This is a genomic window from Escherichia sp. MOD1-EC6300 (genome assembly GCF_002965045.1).
GTDB classification, from domain to species: Bacteria; Pseudomonadota; Gammaproteobacteria; order Enterobacterales; family Enterobacteriaceae; genus Escherichia; species Escherichia coli_F.
On record NZ_PTRH01000002.1, the window covers coordinates 373,310 to 387,397 of the forward strand.

Below are 14,088 nucleotides of genomic sequence, written 5' to 3' on the forward strand. Positions count from 1 at the left end.
ATGCTGGAAGATCTGCGCGCCAACAGCTGGAGTTTACGCCCGTGCTGCATGGTTCTTGCCTATCGCGTTGCTCATTTTTGTTCGGTGTGGCGCAAAAAGAACGTCCTCAACAATCTGTGGGCGGCCCCGCTGCTGGTGCTGTATCGCATTATCACCGAATGCTTTTTCGGTTATGAAATCCAGGCCGCCGCAACCATTGGCCGCCGCTTTACTATCCATCACGGTTACGCCGTAGTGATCAATAAAAACGTAGTAGCGGGGGATGATTTTACCATTCGCCACGGCGTCACTATCGGCAATCGTGGTGCCGAAAACATGGCATGTCCACACATTGGCAACGGCGTCGAACTCGGTGCCAACGTTATTATTCTTGGTGATATCACGATTGGTAACAACGTCACCGTGGGCGCGGGCAGCGTGGTGCTTGACTCTGTCCCGGACAACGCGCTGGTGGTGGGAGAAAAAGCGCGAGTGAAGGTAATCAAATGAATATTCTGCAATTTAATGTGCGACTGGCGGAAGGCGGGGCAGCAGGTGTGGCGTTAGATCTCCACCAGCGTGCGCTGCAACAGGGGCTGGCGTCACATTTTGTCTACGGCTACGGCAAAGGCGGCAAAGAGAGCGTCAGCCATCAGAACTATCCGCAGGTCATCAAACATACGCCGCGGATGACCGCGATGGCGAACATTGCCCTGTTTCGTCTGTTTAATCGCGATCTGTTTGGCAATTTCAATGAGTTATATCGCACCATTACTCGTACACCGGGTCCGGTGGTCCTGCATTTTCATGTGCTGCACAGCTACTGGCTAAATCTTAAGAGCGTGGTGCGCTTTTGCGAAAAGGTGAAAAACCACAAACCGGATGTCACTCTGGTCTGGACGCTGCACGACCACTGGAGCGTTACCGGGCGCTGCGCCTTTACCGACGGTTGTGAAGGCTGGAAAACGGGCTGCCAGAAATGCCCGACCTTAATTAATTATCCGCCGGTGAAGATTGATCGCGCACACCAGCTGGTGGCGGGCAAACGCCAGTTATTCCGTGAGATGCTGGCGCTGGGCTGTCAGTTTATTTCCCCCAGCCAGCATGTGGCTGACGCTTTCAATAGCCTGTACGGTCCAGGGCGTTGCCGGATTATCAATAATGGCATTGATATGGCAACCGAAGCGATTCTGGCGGACTTGCCTCCGGTGCGCGAAACCCAGGGTAAGCCGAAAATCGCGGTGGTGGCGCATGACCTGCGTTACGACGGCAAAACTAACCAGCAACTGGTGCGCGAGATGATGGCGCTGGGCGACAAAATCGAACTGCATACCTTTGGTAAGTTCTCGCCGTTCACCGCTGGCAACGTGGTTAATCACGGCTTTGAAACTGACAAGCGCAAGTTGATGAGCGCGCTCAATCAGATGGATGCGCTGGTGTTCAGTTCTCGCGTCGATAACTACCCGCTGATTTTGTGTGAGGCGCTATCGATTGGCGTGCCGGTGATTGCCACCCATAGCGATGCGGCGCGGGAAGTGTTGCAAAAATCCGGCGGTAAAACCGTCAGCGAAGAAGAGGTGCTGCAACTGGTGCAGTTAAGCAAACCGGAAATCGCGCAGGCGATATTTGGTACCACGCTGGCTGAGTTCAGCCAACGCAGCCGCGCCGCCTACAGTGGACAACAGATGCTGGAGGAGTATGTCAACTTCTATCAGAATCTGTAGCTACCTGCTGCTGCCGCTGATCTACCTGCTGGTTAACGTCAAAATCGCCCAGCTTGGCGAAAGTTTCCCCATCACCATCGTCACTTTTTTACCTGTCTTGTTACTGCTGTTTTTAGAACGCATCAGCGTTAAAAAATTGATGATTGCCTTAGGGATTGGTGCGGGACTCACGGCGTTTAACTATCTGTTTGGTCAGTCGCTGGATGCCAGTAAATACGTCACTTCAACCATGCTGTTTGTCTATATTGTGATCATTATTGGCATGGTGTGGAGTATTCGTTTTAAAACGATTTCGCCACACAACCATCGCAAGATATTACGTTTCTTTTATCTGGTGGTCGGGCTGGTGGTGGCGCTGGCGGCAGTGGAGATGGCGCAAATTATCCTCACCGGTGGCAGCAGTATTATGGAGTCGATTTCGAAATATCTGATTTACAGCAACAGCTATGTGCTGAATTTCATTAAATTCGGCGGCAAGCGCACGACAGCACTTTATTTCGAACCGGCATTTTTCGCTCTGGCATTAATCTCAATTTGGCTCAGCATCAAACAGTTTGGTATCAAAACGCCTAAAACCGATGCTATGATTCTCGCAGGGATAATATTATCCGGATCGTTTTCAGGGGTTATGACCTTTATCCTGTTTTATTTGCTGGAGTGGGCATTTCAATATCTGAATAAAGAGGCGATTAAGAAAAAGTTACCGTTGGCATTGATTTCTCTGGCTGTATTCCTAGTTGGTGTGGTAATCGCGTTTCCTTATATTTCCACCCGTCTGGGCGATTTAGGTACGGAAGGATCGTCATCGTATTATCGTATTGTCGGTCCGCTGGTGATGGTCGGTTATTCTTTGACCCATATTGACGGTGTAGTCAGATTTGGCTCACTTTATGAATATGTCGCATCATTCGGAATATTTAACGGTGCGGATGTCGGAAAAACCATAGACAATGGTTTGTATCTGCTGATTATTTATTTTTCCTGGTTCGCAGTGTTTTTATCGCTGTGGTACATGGGGAAAGTGATAAAAATGATGATCAACGCTTTTGGTGATAACCGCAATTTTCGCGTGCAATTATATCTTTTTACTCCGGTGTCGCTGTTTTTTACCGGTTCGATATTTAGCCCGGAATATGCATTTTTAATCGTCTGTCCGTTTATTTTGCGAAAAGCGTTAAATATTACGAGGTAAGAATAAGAACATGTTGCTTAGCATAATCACTGTCGCGTTTCGTAACCTCGAAGGGATAGTCAAAACACATGCCTCGCTGGCGCATCTGGCGCAGGCGGAAGATATCAGCTTCGAATGGATTGTTGTCGATGGCGGTTCCAATGACGGCACCCGTGAGTATCTGGAAAATCTCAATGGTATCTATAACCTACGCTTTGTCAGCGAGCCAGATAACGGTATCTACGACGCCATGAACAAAGGCATTACGATGGCACAAGGCAAGTTCGCGTTGTTTCTCAATTCGGGCGATATTTTTCATCAGGATGCCGCAAATTTTGTCCGTAAGTTAAAAATGCAAAAAGATAACATGATGATCACCGGCGATGCGCTGCTGGATTTTGGCGACGGGCATAAAATTAAACGTAGCGCCAAACCGGGCTGGTATATTTATCACAGCCTGCCCGCCAGTCATCAGGCGATATTTTTCCCTGTATCCGGCTTGAAAAAATGGCGTTATGACCTGGAATATAAAGTTTCTTCCGACTACGCGCTGGCAGCCAAAATGTATAAAGCCGGTTATGCATTTAAAAAACTCAATGGCCTGGTGTCTGAATTTTCCATGGGTGGGGTATCTACCACCAATAATATGGAATTGTGTGCTGACGCCAAAAAAGTCCAACGGCAAATATTACATGTGCCTGGCTTCTGGGCAGAATTATCCTGGCATTTACGCCAACGTACTACCTCAAAGACGAAAGCCTTATATAACAAAAGCTGAATATAAGGGAAAACGATGCAAGATTTAAGCGGTTTCTCGGTACCGAAAGGGTTCCGGGGCGGCAACGCTATTAAAGTGCAATTGTGGTGGGCAGTACAGGCAACATTATTTGCCTGGTCGCCACAAGTATTGTATCGCTGGCGGGCATTTTTATTACGTTCATTCGGCGCAAAAATAGGAAAAAACGTAGTTATTCGTCCGTCAGTAAAAATTACCTATCCGTGGAAATTAACCTTAGGTGATTACGCGTGGGTCGGCGATGAGGTCAATTTATATACCCTCGGTGAAATAACCATTGGCGCACATTCGGTGATATCGCAAAAAAGTTATTTATGCACCGGTAGCCACGACCATGCAAGTCAACATTTCACCATTAACGCCACGCCTATTGTGATTGGCGAGAAATGCTGGCTGGCGACAGATGTTTTTGTTGCCCCTGGCGTCACGATCGGCGACGGCACCGTCGTGGGGGCGCGAAGCAGTGTTTTTAAATCGCTTCCGGCAAATGTGGTTTGCCGGGGGAATCCCGCAGTGGTGATACGCGAACGCGTTGAAACTGAATAAATTCAAAAAATACAGAGGAATAAGACATGTCAAAAGTCGCTCTCATCACCGGTGTAACCGGACAAGACGGTTCTTACCTGGCAGAGTTTCTGCTGGAAAAAGGTTACGAGGTACATGGTATTAAGCGTCGTGCATCGTCATTCAACACCGAGCGCGTGGATCACATTTATCAGGATCCGCACACCTGCAACCCGAAATTCCATCTGCATTATGGCGACCTGAGTGATACCTCCAACCTGACGCGCATTTTGCGTGAAGTGCAGCCGGATGAAGTGTACAACCTGGGCGCAATGAGCCACGTTGCGGTTTCTTTTGAGTCACCGGAATATACCGCAGACGTCGATGCGATGGGTACGCTACGCCTGCTCGAGGCGATCCGCTTCCTCGGTCTGGAAAAGAAAACCCGTTTCTATCAGGCTTCCACCTCTGAACTGTACGGTCTGGTGCAGGAAATTCCGCAGAAAGAAACCACGCCGTTCTACCCGCGCTCTCCATATGCGGTCGCCAAACTGTACGCCTACTGGATCACGGTTAACTACCGCGAATCCTACGGCATGTACGCCTGTAACGGTATTCTCTTTAACCATGAATCCCCGCGCCGCGGCGAAACCTTCGTTACCCGCAAAATCACCCGCGCAATCGCCAACATCGCCCAGGGGCTGGAGTCGTGTCTGTACCTCGGCAATATGGACTCCCTGCGTGACTGGGGCCATGCCAAAGACTACGTAAAAATGCAGTGGATGATGCTGCAACAGGAACAGCCGGAAGATTTCGTTATCGCGACCGGCGTTCAGTACTCCGTACGTCAGTTCGTGGAAATGGCGGCAGCACAGCTGGGCATCAAACTGCGCTTTGAAGGCACGGGCGTTGAAGAGAAGGGCATTGTGGTTTCCGTCACCGGGCATGACGCGCCGGGCGTTAAACCGGGCGATGTGATTATCGCCGTTGACCCGCGTTACTTCCGTCCGGCAGAAGTTGAAACGCTGCTCGGCGACCCGACCAAAGCGCATGAAAAACTGGGCTGGAAACCAGAAATCACCCTCAGAGAGATGGTGTCTGAAATGGTGGCTAATGACCTCGAAGCGGCGAAAAAACACTCTCTGCTGAAATCTCACGGCTACGACGTGGCGATCGCGCTGGAGTCATAAGCATGAGTAAACAACGCATTTTTATCGCTGGCCATCGCGGGATGGTCGGTTCCGCCATCAGGCGACAGCTCGAACAGCGCGGTGATGTGGAGCTGGTATTACGCACCCGCGATGAACTGAACCTGTTGGACAGCCGCGCGGTGCATGATTTCTTTGCCAGCGAACGCATTGACCAGGTCTATCTGGCGGCGGCGAAAGTGGGCGGCATTGTCGCCAACAACACCTATCCGGCGGATTTCATCTACCAGAACATGATGATTGAGAGCAACATCATTCACGCCGCGCATCAGAACGACGTGAACAAACTGCTGTTTCTCGGATCGTCCTGCATCTACCCGAAACTGGCAAAACAGCCGATGGCAGAAAGCGAGTTGTTGCAGGGCACGCTGGAGCCGACCAACGAGCCTTACGCCATTGCCAAAATCGCCGGGATCAAACTGTGCGAATCTTACAACCGCCAGTATGGACGCGATTACCGCTCGGTCATGCCGACCAACCTGTATGGCCCGCATGACAACTTCCACCCGAGTAATTCGCATGTGATCCCAGCATTGCTGCGTCGCTTCCACGAGGCGACGGCACAGAATGCGCCGGACGTGGTGGTGTGGGGCAGCGGTACACCGATGCGTGAATTTCTGCACGTCGATGATATGGCGGCGGCAAGCATTCATGTGATGGAGCTGGCGCACGAAGTCTGGCTGGAAAACACCCAGCCGATGTTGTCGCACATTAACGTCGGCACGGGCGTTGACTGCACTATCCGCGAGCTGGCGCAAACCATCGCCAAAGTGGTGGGTTACAAAGGCCGGGTGGTTTTTGATGCCAGCAAACCGGATGGCACGCCGCGCAAACTGCTGGATGTGACGCGCCTGCATCAGCTTGGCTGGTATCACGAAATCTCACTGGAAGCGGGGCTTGCCAGCACTTACCAGTGGTTCCTTGAGAATCAAGACCGCTTTCGGGGGTAATGATGTTTTTACGTCAGGAAGACTTTGCCACGGTAGTGCGCTCCACCCCGCTTGTCTCTCTCGACTTTATTGTCGAGAACAGTCGCGGCGAATTTCTGCTTGGCAAAAGAACCAACCGCCCGGCGCAGGGTTACTGGTTTGTGCCGGGAGGGCGCGTGCAGAAAGACGAAACGCTGGAAGCCGCATTTGAGCGGCTGACGATGGCGGAACTGGGGCTGCGTCTGCCGATAACAGCAGGCCAGTTTTACGGTGTCTGGCAGCACTTTTATGACGATAACTTCTCTGGCACGGATTTCACCACTCACTATGTGGTGCTCGGTTTTCGCTTCAGAGTAGCGGAAGAAGAACTGTTACTGCCGGATGAGCAGCATGACGATTACCGCTGGCTGACGCCGGACGCACTGCTCGCCAGTGACAATGTTCACGCTAACAGCCGCGCCTATTTTCTCGCTGAGAAGCGTGCCGGAGTACCCGGATTATGAAAATACTGGTCTACGGCATTAACTACTCGCCGGAGTTAACCGGCATCGGCAAATACACCGGCGAGATGGTGGAATGGCTGGCGGCACAAGGTCATGAGGTGCGGGTTATTACCGCACCGCCTTACTACCCGCAATGGCAGGTGGGCGAGAACTATTCCGCCTGGCGGTACAAACGAGAAGAGGGGGCCGCCACGGTGTGGCGCTGCCCGCTGTACGTGCCAAAACAGCCGAGCACCCTGAAACGCCTGTTGCATCTCGGCAGTTTTGCCGTCAGCAGTTTCTTTCCGCTGATGGCGCAACGTCGCTGGAAGCCGGATCGCATTATTGGCGTGGTGCCAACGCTGTTTTGCACGCCGGGAATGCGCCTGCTGGCGAAACTCTCTGGTGCGCGTACCGTGCTGCATATTCAGGATTACGAAGTGGATGCCATGCTGGGGCTGGGCCTTGCCGGAAAAGGCAAAGGCAGCAAAGTGGCACAGCTGGCAACGGCGTTCGAACGTAGCGGACTGCATAACGTCGATAACGTTTCCACGATTTCGCGTTCGATGATGAATAAAGCCATCGAAAAAGGCGTGGCGGCGGATAACGTCATTTTCTTCCCCAACTGGTCGGAAATTGCCCGTTTTCAGCATGTTGCAGACGCCGATGTTGATGCCCTTCGTAACCAGCTTGGCCTGCCGGATAACAAAAAAATCATTCTTTACTCCGGCAATATTGGTGAAAAGCAGGGGCTGGAAAACGTTATTGAAGCTGCCGATCTCCTGCGCGATGAACCGCTGATTTTTGCCATTGTCGGGCAGGGCGGCGGCAAAGCGCGGCTGGAAAAAATGGCGCAGCAGCGTGGACTGCGCAACATGCAATTTTTCCCGCTGCAATCGTATGACGCTTTACCCGCACTGCTGAAGATGGGCGATTGCCATCTGGTGGTGCAAAAACGCGGCGCGGCAGATGCCGTATTGCCGTCGAAACTGACCAATATTCTGGCGGTAGGCGGTAACGCGGTGATTACCGCAGAGGCCCACACAGAACTGGGGCAGCTTTGCGAAACCTTTCCGGGTATTGCGGTTTGCGTAGAACCGGAATCGGTCGAGGCGCTGGTGGCGGGGATTCGTCAGGCGCTCCTGCTGCCCAAACATAACACGGTGGCACGTGAATATGCCGAACGCACGCTCGATAAAGAGAACGTGTTACGTCAATTTATAAATGATATTCGGGGATAATTATGGCGCAGTCGAAACTCTATCCAGTTGTGATGGCAGGTGGCTCCGGTAGCCGCTTATGGCCGCTTTCCCGCGTACTTTACCCCAAGCAGTTTTTATGCCTGAAAGGCGATCTCACCATGCTGCAAACCACCATCTGCCGCCTGAACGGCGTGGAGTGCGAAAGCCCGGTGGTGATTTGCAATGAGCAGCACCGCTTTATTGTCGCGGAGCAGCTGCGTCAACTGAACAAACTCACCGAGAACATTATTCTCGAACCGGCAGGGCGTAACACTGCACCTGCCATTGCGCTGGCGGCGCTGGCGGCAAAACGTCATAGCCCGGAGAGCGACCCGTTAATGCTGGTGCTGGCGGCGGATCATGTGATTGCCGATGAAGACGCGTTCCGTGCCGCCGTGCGTAATGCCATGCCGTATGCCGAAGCGGGCAAACTGGTGACCTTCGGCATTGTGCCGGATCTACCAGAAACCGGTTATGGCTATATTCGTCGCGGTGAAGTATCTGCGGGCGAGCAGGATACGGTGGCCTTTGAAGTGGCGCAGTTTGTCGAAAAACCGAATCTGGAAACCGCCCAGGCCTATGTGGCAAGCGGCGAATATTACTGGAACAGCGGTATGTTCCTGTTCCGTGCCGGACGCTATCTCGAAGAACTGAAAAAATATCGCCCGGATATCCTCGATGCCTGCGAAAAAGCGATGAGCGCCGTCGATCCGGATCTTGATTTTATTCGCGTGGATGAAGAAGCGTTTCTGACCTGCCCGGAAGAGTCGGTGGATTACGCGGTCATGGAACGTACGGCAGATGCTGTTGTGGTGCCGATGGATGCGGGCTGGAGCGATGTTGGTTCCTGGTCTTCATTATGGGAGATCAGCGCCCACACCGCCGAGGGCAACGTTTGCCACGGCGATGTGATTAATCACAAAACTGAAAACAGCTATGTGTATGCCGAATCTGGCCTGGTCACCACCGTCGGGGTGAAAGATCTGGTAGTGGTGCAGACCAAAGATGCGGTGCTGATTGCCGACCGTAACGCGGTACAGGATGTGAAAAAAGTGGTCGAGCAGATCAAAGCCGATGGTCGCCATGAGCATCGGGTGCATCGCGAAGTGTATCGTCCGTGGGGCAAATATGACTCTATCGACGCGGGCGACCGCTACCAGGTGAAACGCATCACCGTGAAACCGGGCGAGGGTTTGTCGGTACAGATGCACCATCACCGCGCGGAACACTGGGTAGTGGTCGCGGGAACGGCAAAAGTCACCATTGATGGTGATATCAAACTGCTTGGTGAAAACGAGTCCATTTATATTCCGCTGGGGGCGACGCACTGCCTGGAAAATCCGGGGAAAATTCCGCTCGATTTAATTGAAGTGCGCTCCGGCTCTTATCTCGAAGAGGATGATGTGGTGCGCTTCGCGGATCGCTACGGACGGGTGTAAACGTCGCATCAGGCGCTGTTTGTCGGATGCGGCGTGAACGCCTTATCCGACCTACGGTTCGGGTTTGTAGTCCTGATAAGACGCGGCAGCGTCGCATCAGGCAATGAATGCGAAACCGAGATGTAAATAACGACAAAAACAAAATTGGCCGTTTCGGTCAGGGCCAACTATTGCCTGAAAAAGGGTAACGACATGAAAAAATTAACCTGCTTTAAAGCCTATGATATTCGCGGGAAATTAGGCGAAGAACTGAATGAAGATATCGCCTGGCGCATTGGTCGCGCCTATGGCGAATTTCTCAAACCGAAAACCATTGTGTTAGGCGGTGATGTCCGTCTCACCAGCGAAACCTTAAAACTGGCGCTGGCAAAAGGTTTACAGGATGCGGGCGTTGACGTGCTGGATATCGGTATGTCCGGCACCGAAGAGATCTATTTCGCCACGTTCCATCTCGGCGTGGATGGCGGCATTGAAGTCACCGCCAGCCATAATCCGATGGATTATAACGGCATGAAGCTGGTGCGCGAAGGGGCTCGCCCGATCAGCGGTGATACCGGACTGCGCGACGTCCAGCGTCTGGCTGAAGCCAACGACTTTCCTCCCGTCGATGAAACCAAACGCGGTCGCTATCAGCAAATCAACCTGCGTGACGCTTACGTTGATCACCTGTTCGGTTATATCAATGTCAAAAACCTCACGCCGCTCAAGCTGGTGATTAACTCCGGGAATGGCGCAGCGGGTCCGGTGGTGGACGCCATTGAAGCCCGCTTTAAAGCCCTTGGCGCACCCGTGGAATTAATCAAAGTGCACAACACGCCGGACGGCAATTTCCCCAACGGTATTCCTAACCCGCTACTGCCGGAATGCCGCGACGACACCCGCAATGCGGTCATCAAACACGGCGCGGATATGGGCATTGCCTTTGATGGCGATTTTGACCGCTGCTTCCTGTTTGACGAAAAAGGGCAGTTTATCGAAGGCTACTACATTGTCGGCCTGCTGGCAGAAGCGTTCCTCGAAAAAAATCCCGGCGCGAAGATCATCCACGATCCACGTCTCTCCTGGAATACCGTTGATGTGGTGACTGCCGCTGGCGGCACGCCGGTGATGTCGAAAACCGGACACGCCTTTATTAAAGAACGTATGCGCAAGGAAGACGCCATCTACGGTGGCGAAATGAGCGCCCACCATTACTTCCGTGATTTCGCTTACTGCGACAGCGGCATGATCCCGTGGCTGCTGGTCGCCGAACTGGTGTGCCTGAAAGGAAAAACGCTGGGCGAACTGGTGCGCGACCGGATGGCGGCGTTTCCGGCAAGCGGTGAGATCAACAGCAAACTGGCGCAACCCGTTGAGGCGATTAACCGCGTGGAACAGCATTTTAGCCGTGAGGCGCTGGCGGTGGATCGCACCGATGGCATCAGCATGACCTTTGCCGACTGGCGCTTTAACCTGCGCACCTCCAATACCGAACCGGTGGTGCGCCTGAATGTGGAATCGCGCGGTGATGTGCCGCTGATGGAAGCGCGAACGCGAACTCTGCTGACGTTGCTGAACGAGTAATGTCATTACTTTCCCCCTCACCCTGACGCTCTACTGCCTGCGGAGAGAAGTGAGCACGGAACTTTCTTCTCCCCCTCGCCCCTTTGGGGAGAGGGCCGGGGTGAGGGGCGAGGCGACAATAGAACAGGAACAACGATGACAAATCTAAAAAAGCGCGAGCGAGCGAAAACCAATGCATCGTTAATCTCTATGGTGCAACGCTTTTCAGATATCACCATCATGTTTGCCGGACTATGGCTGGTTTGCGAAGTGAGCGGACTGTCATTCCTCTACATGCACCTGTTGGTGGCGTTGATTACGCTGGTGGTGTTCCAGATGCTGGGCGGCATCACCGATTTTTATCGCTCATGGCGCGGTGTTCGGGCAGCGACAGAATTTGCCCTGTTGCTACAAAACTGGACCTTAAGCGTGATTTTCAGCGCCGGACTGGTGGCGTTCAACAATGATTTCGACACGCAACTGAAAATCTGGCTGGCGTGGTATGGGCTGACCAGTATCGGACTGGTGGTTTGCCGTTCATGTATTCGCATTGGGGCGGGCTGGCTGCGTAATCATGGCTATAACAAGCGCATGGTCGCGGTGGCGGGGGATTTAGCCGCCGGACAAATGCTGATGGAGAGCTTCCGTAATCAGCCGTGGTTAGGGTTTGAAGTGGTGGGCGTTTACCACGACCCGAAACCGGGCGGCGTTTCTAACGACTGGGCGGGCAATCTGCAACAGCTGGTCGAGGATGCTAAAGCGGGTAAGATTCATAACGTCTATATCGCGATGCAAATGTGCGACGGCGCGCGAGTGAAAAAACTGGTCCATCAACTGGCGGACACCACCTGTTCGGTGCTGCTGATCCCCGATGTCTTTACCTTCAATATTCTCCATTCACGTCTCGAAGAGATGAACGGCGTTCCGGTGGTGCCGCTGTATGACACGCCGCTTTCCGGGGTTAACCGCCTGCTAAAACGTGCGGAAGACATTGTGCTGGCGACGCTGATCTTGCTGCTGATCTCCCCGGTGCTGTGCTGTATTGCGCTGGCGGTGAAACTCAGTTCACCAGGGCCGGTTATTTTCCGCCAGACTCGCTACGGCATGGATGGCAAGCCGATCAAAGTGTGGAAGTTCCGTTCCATGAAAGTGATGGAGAACGACAAAGTGGTGACCCAGGCGACGCAGAACGATCCGCGCGTCACTAAAGTGGGGAACTTTCTGCGCCGCACCTCGCTGGATGAACTGCCGCAGTTTATCAATGTGCTGACCGGCGGGATGTCGATTGTCGGTCCGCGTCCGCACGCGGTAGCGCATAACGAACAGTATCGCCAGCTCATTGAAGGCTACATGCTGCGCCACAAAGTGAAACCGGGCATTACCGGCTGGGCGCAGATTAATGGCTGGCGCGGCGAAACCGACACGCTGGAGAAAATGGAAAAACGCGTCGAGTTCGACCTTGAGTACATCCGCGAATGGAGCGTCTGGTTCGATATCAAAATCGTTTTCCTGACGGTATTCAAAGGCTTCGTTAACAAAGCGGCATATTGATATGAGCTTACGTGAAAAAACCATCAGCGGCGCGAAGTGGTCGGCGATTGCCACGGTGATCATCATCGGCCTCGGGCTGGTGCAGATGACCGTGCTGGCGCGGATTATCGACAACCACCAGTTCGGCCTGCTGACTGTGTCGCTGGTGATTATCGCGCTGGCAGATACGCTTTCTGACTTCGGTATCGCTAACTCGATTATTCAGCGAAAAGAAATCAGTCACCTTGAACTCACCACGTTGTACTGGCTGAACGTCGGGCTGGGGATCGTGGTGTGCGTGGCGGTGTTTTTGTTGAGTGACCTCATCGGCGACGTGCTGAATAACCCGGACCTGGCACCGTTGATTAAAACATTGTCGCTGGCGTTTGTGGTGATCCCCCACGGGCAACAGTTCCGCGCGTTGATGCAGAAGGAGCTGGAGTTCAACAAAATCGGCATGATCGAAACCAGCGCGGTACTGGCGGGCTTCACTTTTACGGTGGTTAGCGCCCATTTCTGGCCGCTGGCGATGACCGCGATCCTCGGTTATCTGGTCAATAGTGCGGTAAGAACGCTGCTGTTTGGCTACTTTGGCCGCAAAATTTATCGCCCCGGTCTGCACTTCTCGCTGGCGTCGGTGGCACCGAACTTACGCTTTGGTGCCTGGCTGACGGCGGACAGCATCATCAACTATCTCAACACCAACCTTTCAACGCTGGTGCTGGCGCGTATTCTCGGCGCGGGCGTGGCAGGGGGATACAACCTGGCGTACAACGTGGCCGTTGTGCCACCGATGAAGCTGAACCCAATCATCACCCGCGTGTTGTTTCCGGCGTTTGCCAAAATTCAGGACGACACCGAAAAGCTGCGCGTCAACTTCTACAAGCTGCTGTCGGTGGTGGGAATTATCAACTTTCCGGCGCTGCTGGGGCTGATGGTGGTGTCGAATAACTTTGTACCGCTGGTCTTTGGTGAGAAGTGGAACAGCATTATTCCGGTGCTGCAAATGCTGTGTGTGGTGGGGCTGCTGCGCTCAGTGGGGAACCCGATTGGTTCGCTGCTGATGGCGAAAGCGCGGGTCGATATCAGCTTTAAATTCAACGTATTCAAAACCTTTCTGTTTATTCCGGCGATTGTTATTGGTGGGCAGATGGCGGGCGCAATCGGCGTCACGCTTGGCTTCCTGCTGGTGCAGATTATCAACACCATTCTGAGTTACTTCGTGATGATTAAACCGGTGCTCGGTTCCAGTTATCGTCAGTACATCCTGAGTTTGTGGCTGCCGTTTTATCTCTCGCTGCCGACACTGGTGGTCAGTTATGCGCTGGGCCTATTGCTGAAAGGGCAACTGGCGCTGGGGATGCTGCTGGCGGTGCAAATAGCCGCGGGCGTGCTGGTGTTTGTGGTGATGATTGTGCTGTCGCGCCATCCGCTGGTGGTGGAAGTGAAGCGTCAGTTTTGTCGCAGCGAAAAAATGAAAATGCTTTTACGGGCGGGGTGAATGGTTGTTTTAGGCTACGGCAATAAAAACAATAACATAACC

Annotated in this window: 13 protein-coding genes; all 13 read left to right on the top strand. The window is 53.1% G+C overall.

All coding sequences use genetic code 11. The annotated features are described in order from the left end of the window. Complete coding sequence (wcaB, locus tag BGE37_RS04450; RefSeq protein ID WP_000888744.1) at positions 1 to 489, top strand: colanic acid biosynthesis acetyltransferase WcaB; 489 nt, start codon at positions 1 to 3, stop codon at positions 487 to 489. Further along, positions 486 to 1,703, top strand: a complete 1,218-nt coding sequence (wcaC, locus tag BGE37_RS04455) for a colanic acid biosynthesis glycosyltransferase WcaC (RefSeq protein ID WP_001023900.1) — start codon at positions 486 to 488, stop codon at positions 1,701 to 1,703. Before wcaB ends, wcaC begins: the two co-directional genes overlap by 4 nt. Beyond that, complete coding sequence (wcaD, locus tag BGE37_RS04460; RefSeq protein WP_000107816.1) at positions 1,678 to 2,895, top strand: colanic acid polymerase WcaD; 1,218 nt, start codon at positions 1,678 to 1,680, stop codon at positions 2,893 to 2,895. Before wcaC ends, wcaD begins: the two co-directional genes overlap by 26 nt. A 10-nt stretch (positions 2,896 to 2,905) precedes the next feature. Beyond that, the gene (wcaE, locus tag BGE37_RS04465; RefSeq protein ID WP_000927071.1) at positions 2,906 to 3,652 is read left to right on the top strand and encodes a colanic acid biosynthesis glycosyltransferase WcaE; all 747 of its coding nucleotides are present in this window, start codon (positions 2,906 to 2,908) and stop codon (positions 3,650 to 3,652) included. A gap of 15 nt (positions 3,653 to 3,667) precedes the next feature. Next, positions 3,668 to 4,216 (top strand): colanic acid biosynthesis acetyltransferase WcaF, encoded by a 549-nt coding sequence (gene wcaF, locus BGE37_RS04470; protein ID WP_001153586.1) that lies wholly within the window; start codon positions 3,668 to 3,670, stop codon positions 4,214 to 4,216. A gap of 26 nt (positions 4,217 to 4,242) precedes the next feature. Beyond that, on the top strand, positions 4,243 to 5,364 hold the full coding sequence (gmd, locus tag BGE37_RS04475; protein ID WP_000048190.1) for a GDP-mannose 4,6-dehydratase: 1,122 nt from the start codon (positions 4,243 to 4,245) through the stop codon (positions 5,362 to 5,364). 2 nt (positions 5,365 to 5,366) lie between these two features. After that, positions 5,367 to 6,332 carry a GDP-L-fucose synthase gene (gene fcl / locus BGE37_RS04480; protein ID WP_000043606.1) on the top strand — a complete coding sequence of 322 codons (966 nt, stop codon included), beginning with the start codon at positions 5,367 to 5,369 and terminating at the stop codon, positions 6,330 to 6,332. Between the two features lie 2 nt (positions 6,333 to 6,334). Then, a complete protein-coding gene (gene gmm / locus BGE37_RS04485; protein ID WP_000479836.1) occupies positions 6,335 to 6,814 on the top strand; it encodes a GDP-mannose mannosyl hydrolase in 480 nt (159 codons plus the stop codon). Further along, a complete protein-coding gene (gene wcaI / locus BGE37_RS04490; RefSeq protein ID WP_061353517.1) occupies positions 6,811 to 8,034 on the top strand; it encodes a colanic acid biosynthesis fucosyltransferase WcaI in 1,224 nt (407 codons plus the stop codon). The genes gmm and wcaI overlap by 4 nt, the downstream gene beginning before the upstream one ends. 2 nt (positions 8,035 to 8,036) lie before the next feature. Beyond that, positions 8,037 to 9,473 (top strand): mannose-1-phosphate guanyltransferase, encoded by a 1,437-nt coding sequence (gene cpsB, locus BGE37_RS04495; RefSeq protein ID WP_016240101.1) that lies wholly within the window; start codon positions 8,037 to 8,039, stop codon positions 9,471 to 9,473. 192 nt (positions 9,474 to 9,665) lie between these two features. Next, positions 9,666 to 11,036 (top strand): colanic acid biosynthesis phosphomannomutase CpsG, encoded by a 1,371-nt coding sequence (gene cpsG / locus BGE37_RS04500; protein WP_001313977.1) that lies wholly within the window; start codon positions 9,666 to 9,668, stop codon positions 11,034 to 11,036. A gap of 135 nt (positions 11,037 to 11,171) precedes the next feature. Next, positions 11,172 to 12,566, top strand: coding sequence for an undecaprenyl-phosphate glucose phosphotransferase (gene wcaJ, locus BGE37_RS04505; RefSeq protein WP_000183130.1), 1,395 nt, complete (start codon positions 11,172 to 11,174; stop codon positions 12,564 to 12,566). Position 12,567: 1 nt separating this feature from the next. Beyond that, positions 12,568 to 14,046: a colanic acid undecaprenyl disphosphate flippase WzxC gene (wzxC, locus tag BGE37_RS04510; RefSeq protein WP_072662068.1), complete on the top strand. Its 1,479-nt coding sequence runs from the start codon at positions 12,568 to 12,570 to the stop codon at positions 14,044 to 14,046. Positions 14,047 to 14,088: the final 42 nt, after the last annotated feature.

Coding starts and splice junctions, on each gene's coding strand:
- cpsB (WP_016240101.1), top strand. CDS start 8,037: ATGGCGCAGTCGAAACTCTATCCAGTTGTGATGGCAGGTGGCTCCGGT.
- fcl (WP_000043606.1), top strand. CDS start 5,367: ATGAGTAAACAACGCATTTTTATCGCTGGCCATCGCGGGATGGTCGGT.
- gmd (WP_000048190.1), top strand. CDS start 4,243: ATGTCAAAAGTCGCTCTCATCACCGGTGTAACCGGACAAGACGGTTCT.
- wcaI (WP_061353517.1), top strand. CDS start 6,811: ATGAAAATACTGGTCTACGGCATTAACTACTCGCCGGAGTTAACCGGC.
- wcaD (WP_000107816.1), top strand. CDS start 1,678: ATGTCAACTTCTATCAGAATCTGTAGCTACCTGCTGCTGCCGCTGATC.
- wcaB (WP_000888744.1), top strand. CDS start 1: ATGCTGGAAGATCTGCGCGCCAACAGCTGGAGTTTACGCCCGTGCTGC.
- cpsG (WP_001313977.1), top strand. CDS start 9,666: ATGAAAAAATTAACCTGCTTTAAAGCCTATGATATTCGCGGGAAATTA.
- wcaJ (WP_000183130.1), top strand. CDS start 11,172: ATGACAAATCTAAAAAAGCGCGAGCGAGCGAAAACCAATGCATCGTTA.
- gmm (WP_000479836.1), top strand. CDS start 6,335: ATGTTTTTACGTCAGGAAGACTTTGCCACGGTAGTGCGCTCCACCCCG.
- wcaC (WP_001023900.1), top strand. CDS start 486: ATGAATATTCTGCAATTTAATGTGCGACTGGCGGAAGGCGGGGCAGCA.
- wcaF (WP_001153586.1), top strand. CDS start 3,668: ATGCAAGATTTAAGCGGTTTCTCGGTACCGAAAGGGTTCCGGGGCGGC.
- wcaE (WP_000927071.1), top strand. CDS start 2,906: ATGTTGCTTAGCATAATCACTGTCGCGTTTCGTAACCTCGAAGGGATA.
- wzxC (WP_072662068.1), top strand. CDS start 12,568: ATGAGCTTACGTGAAAAAACCATCAGCGGCGCGAAGTGGTCGGCGATT.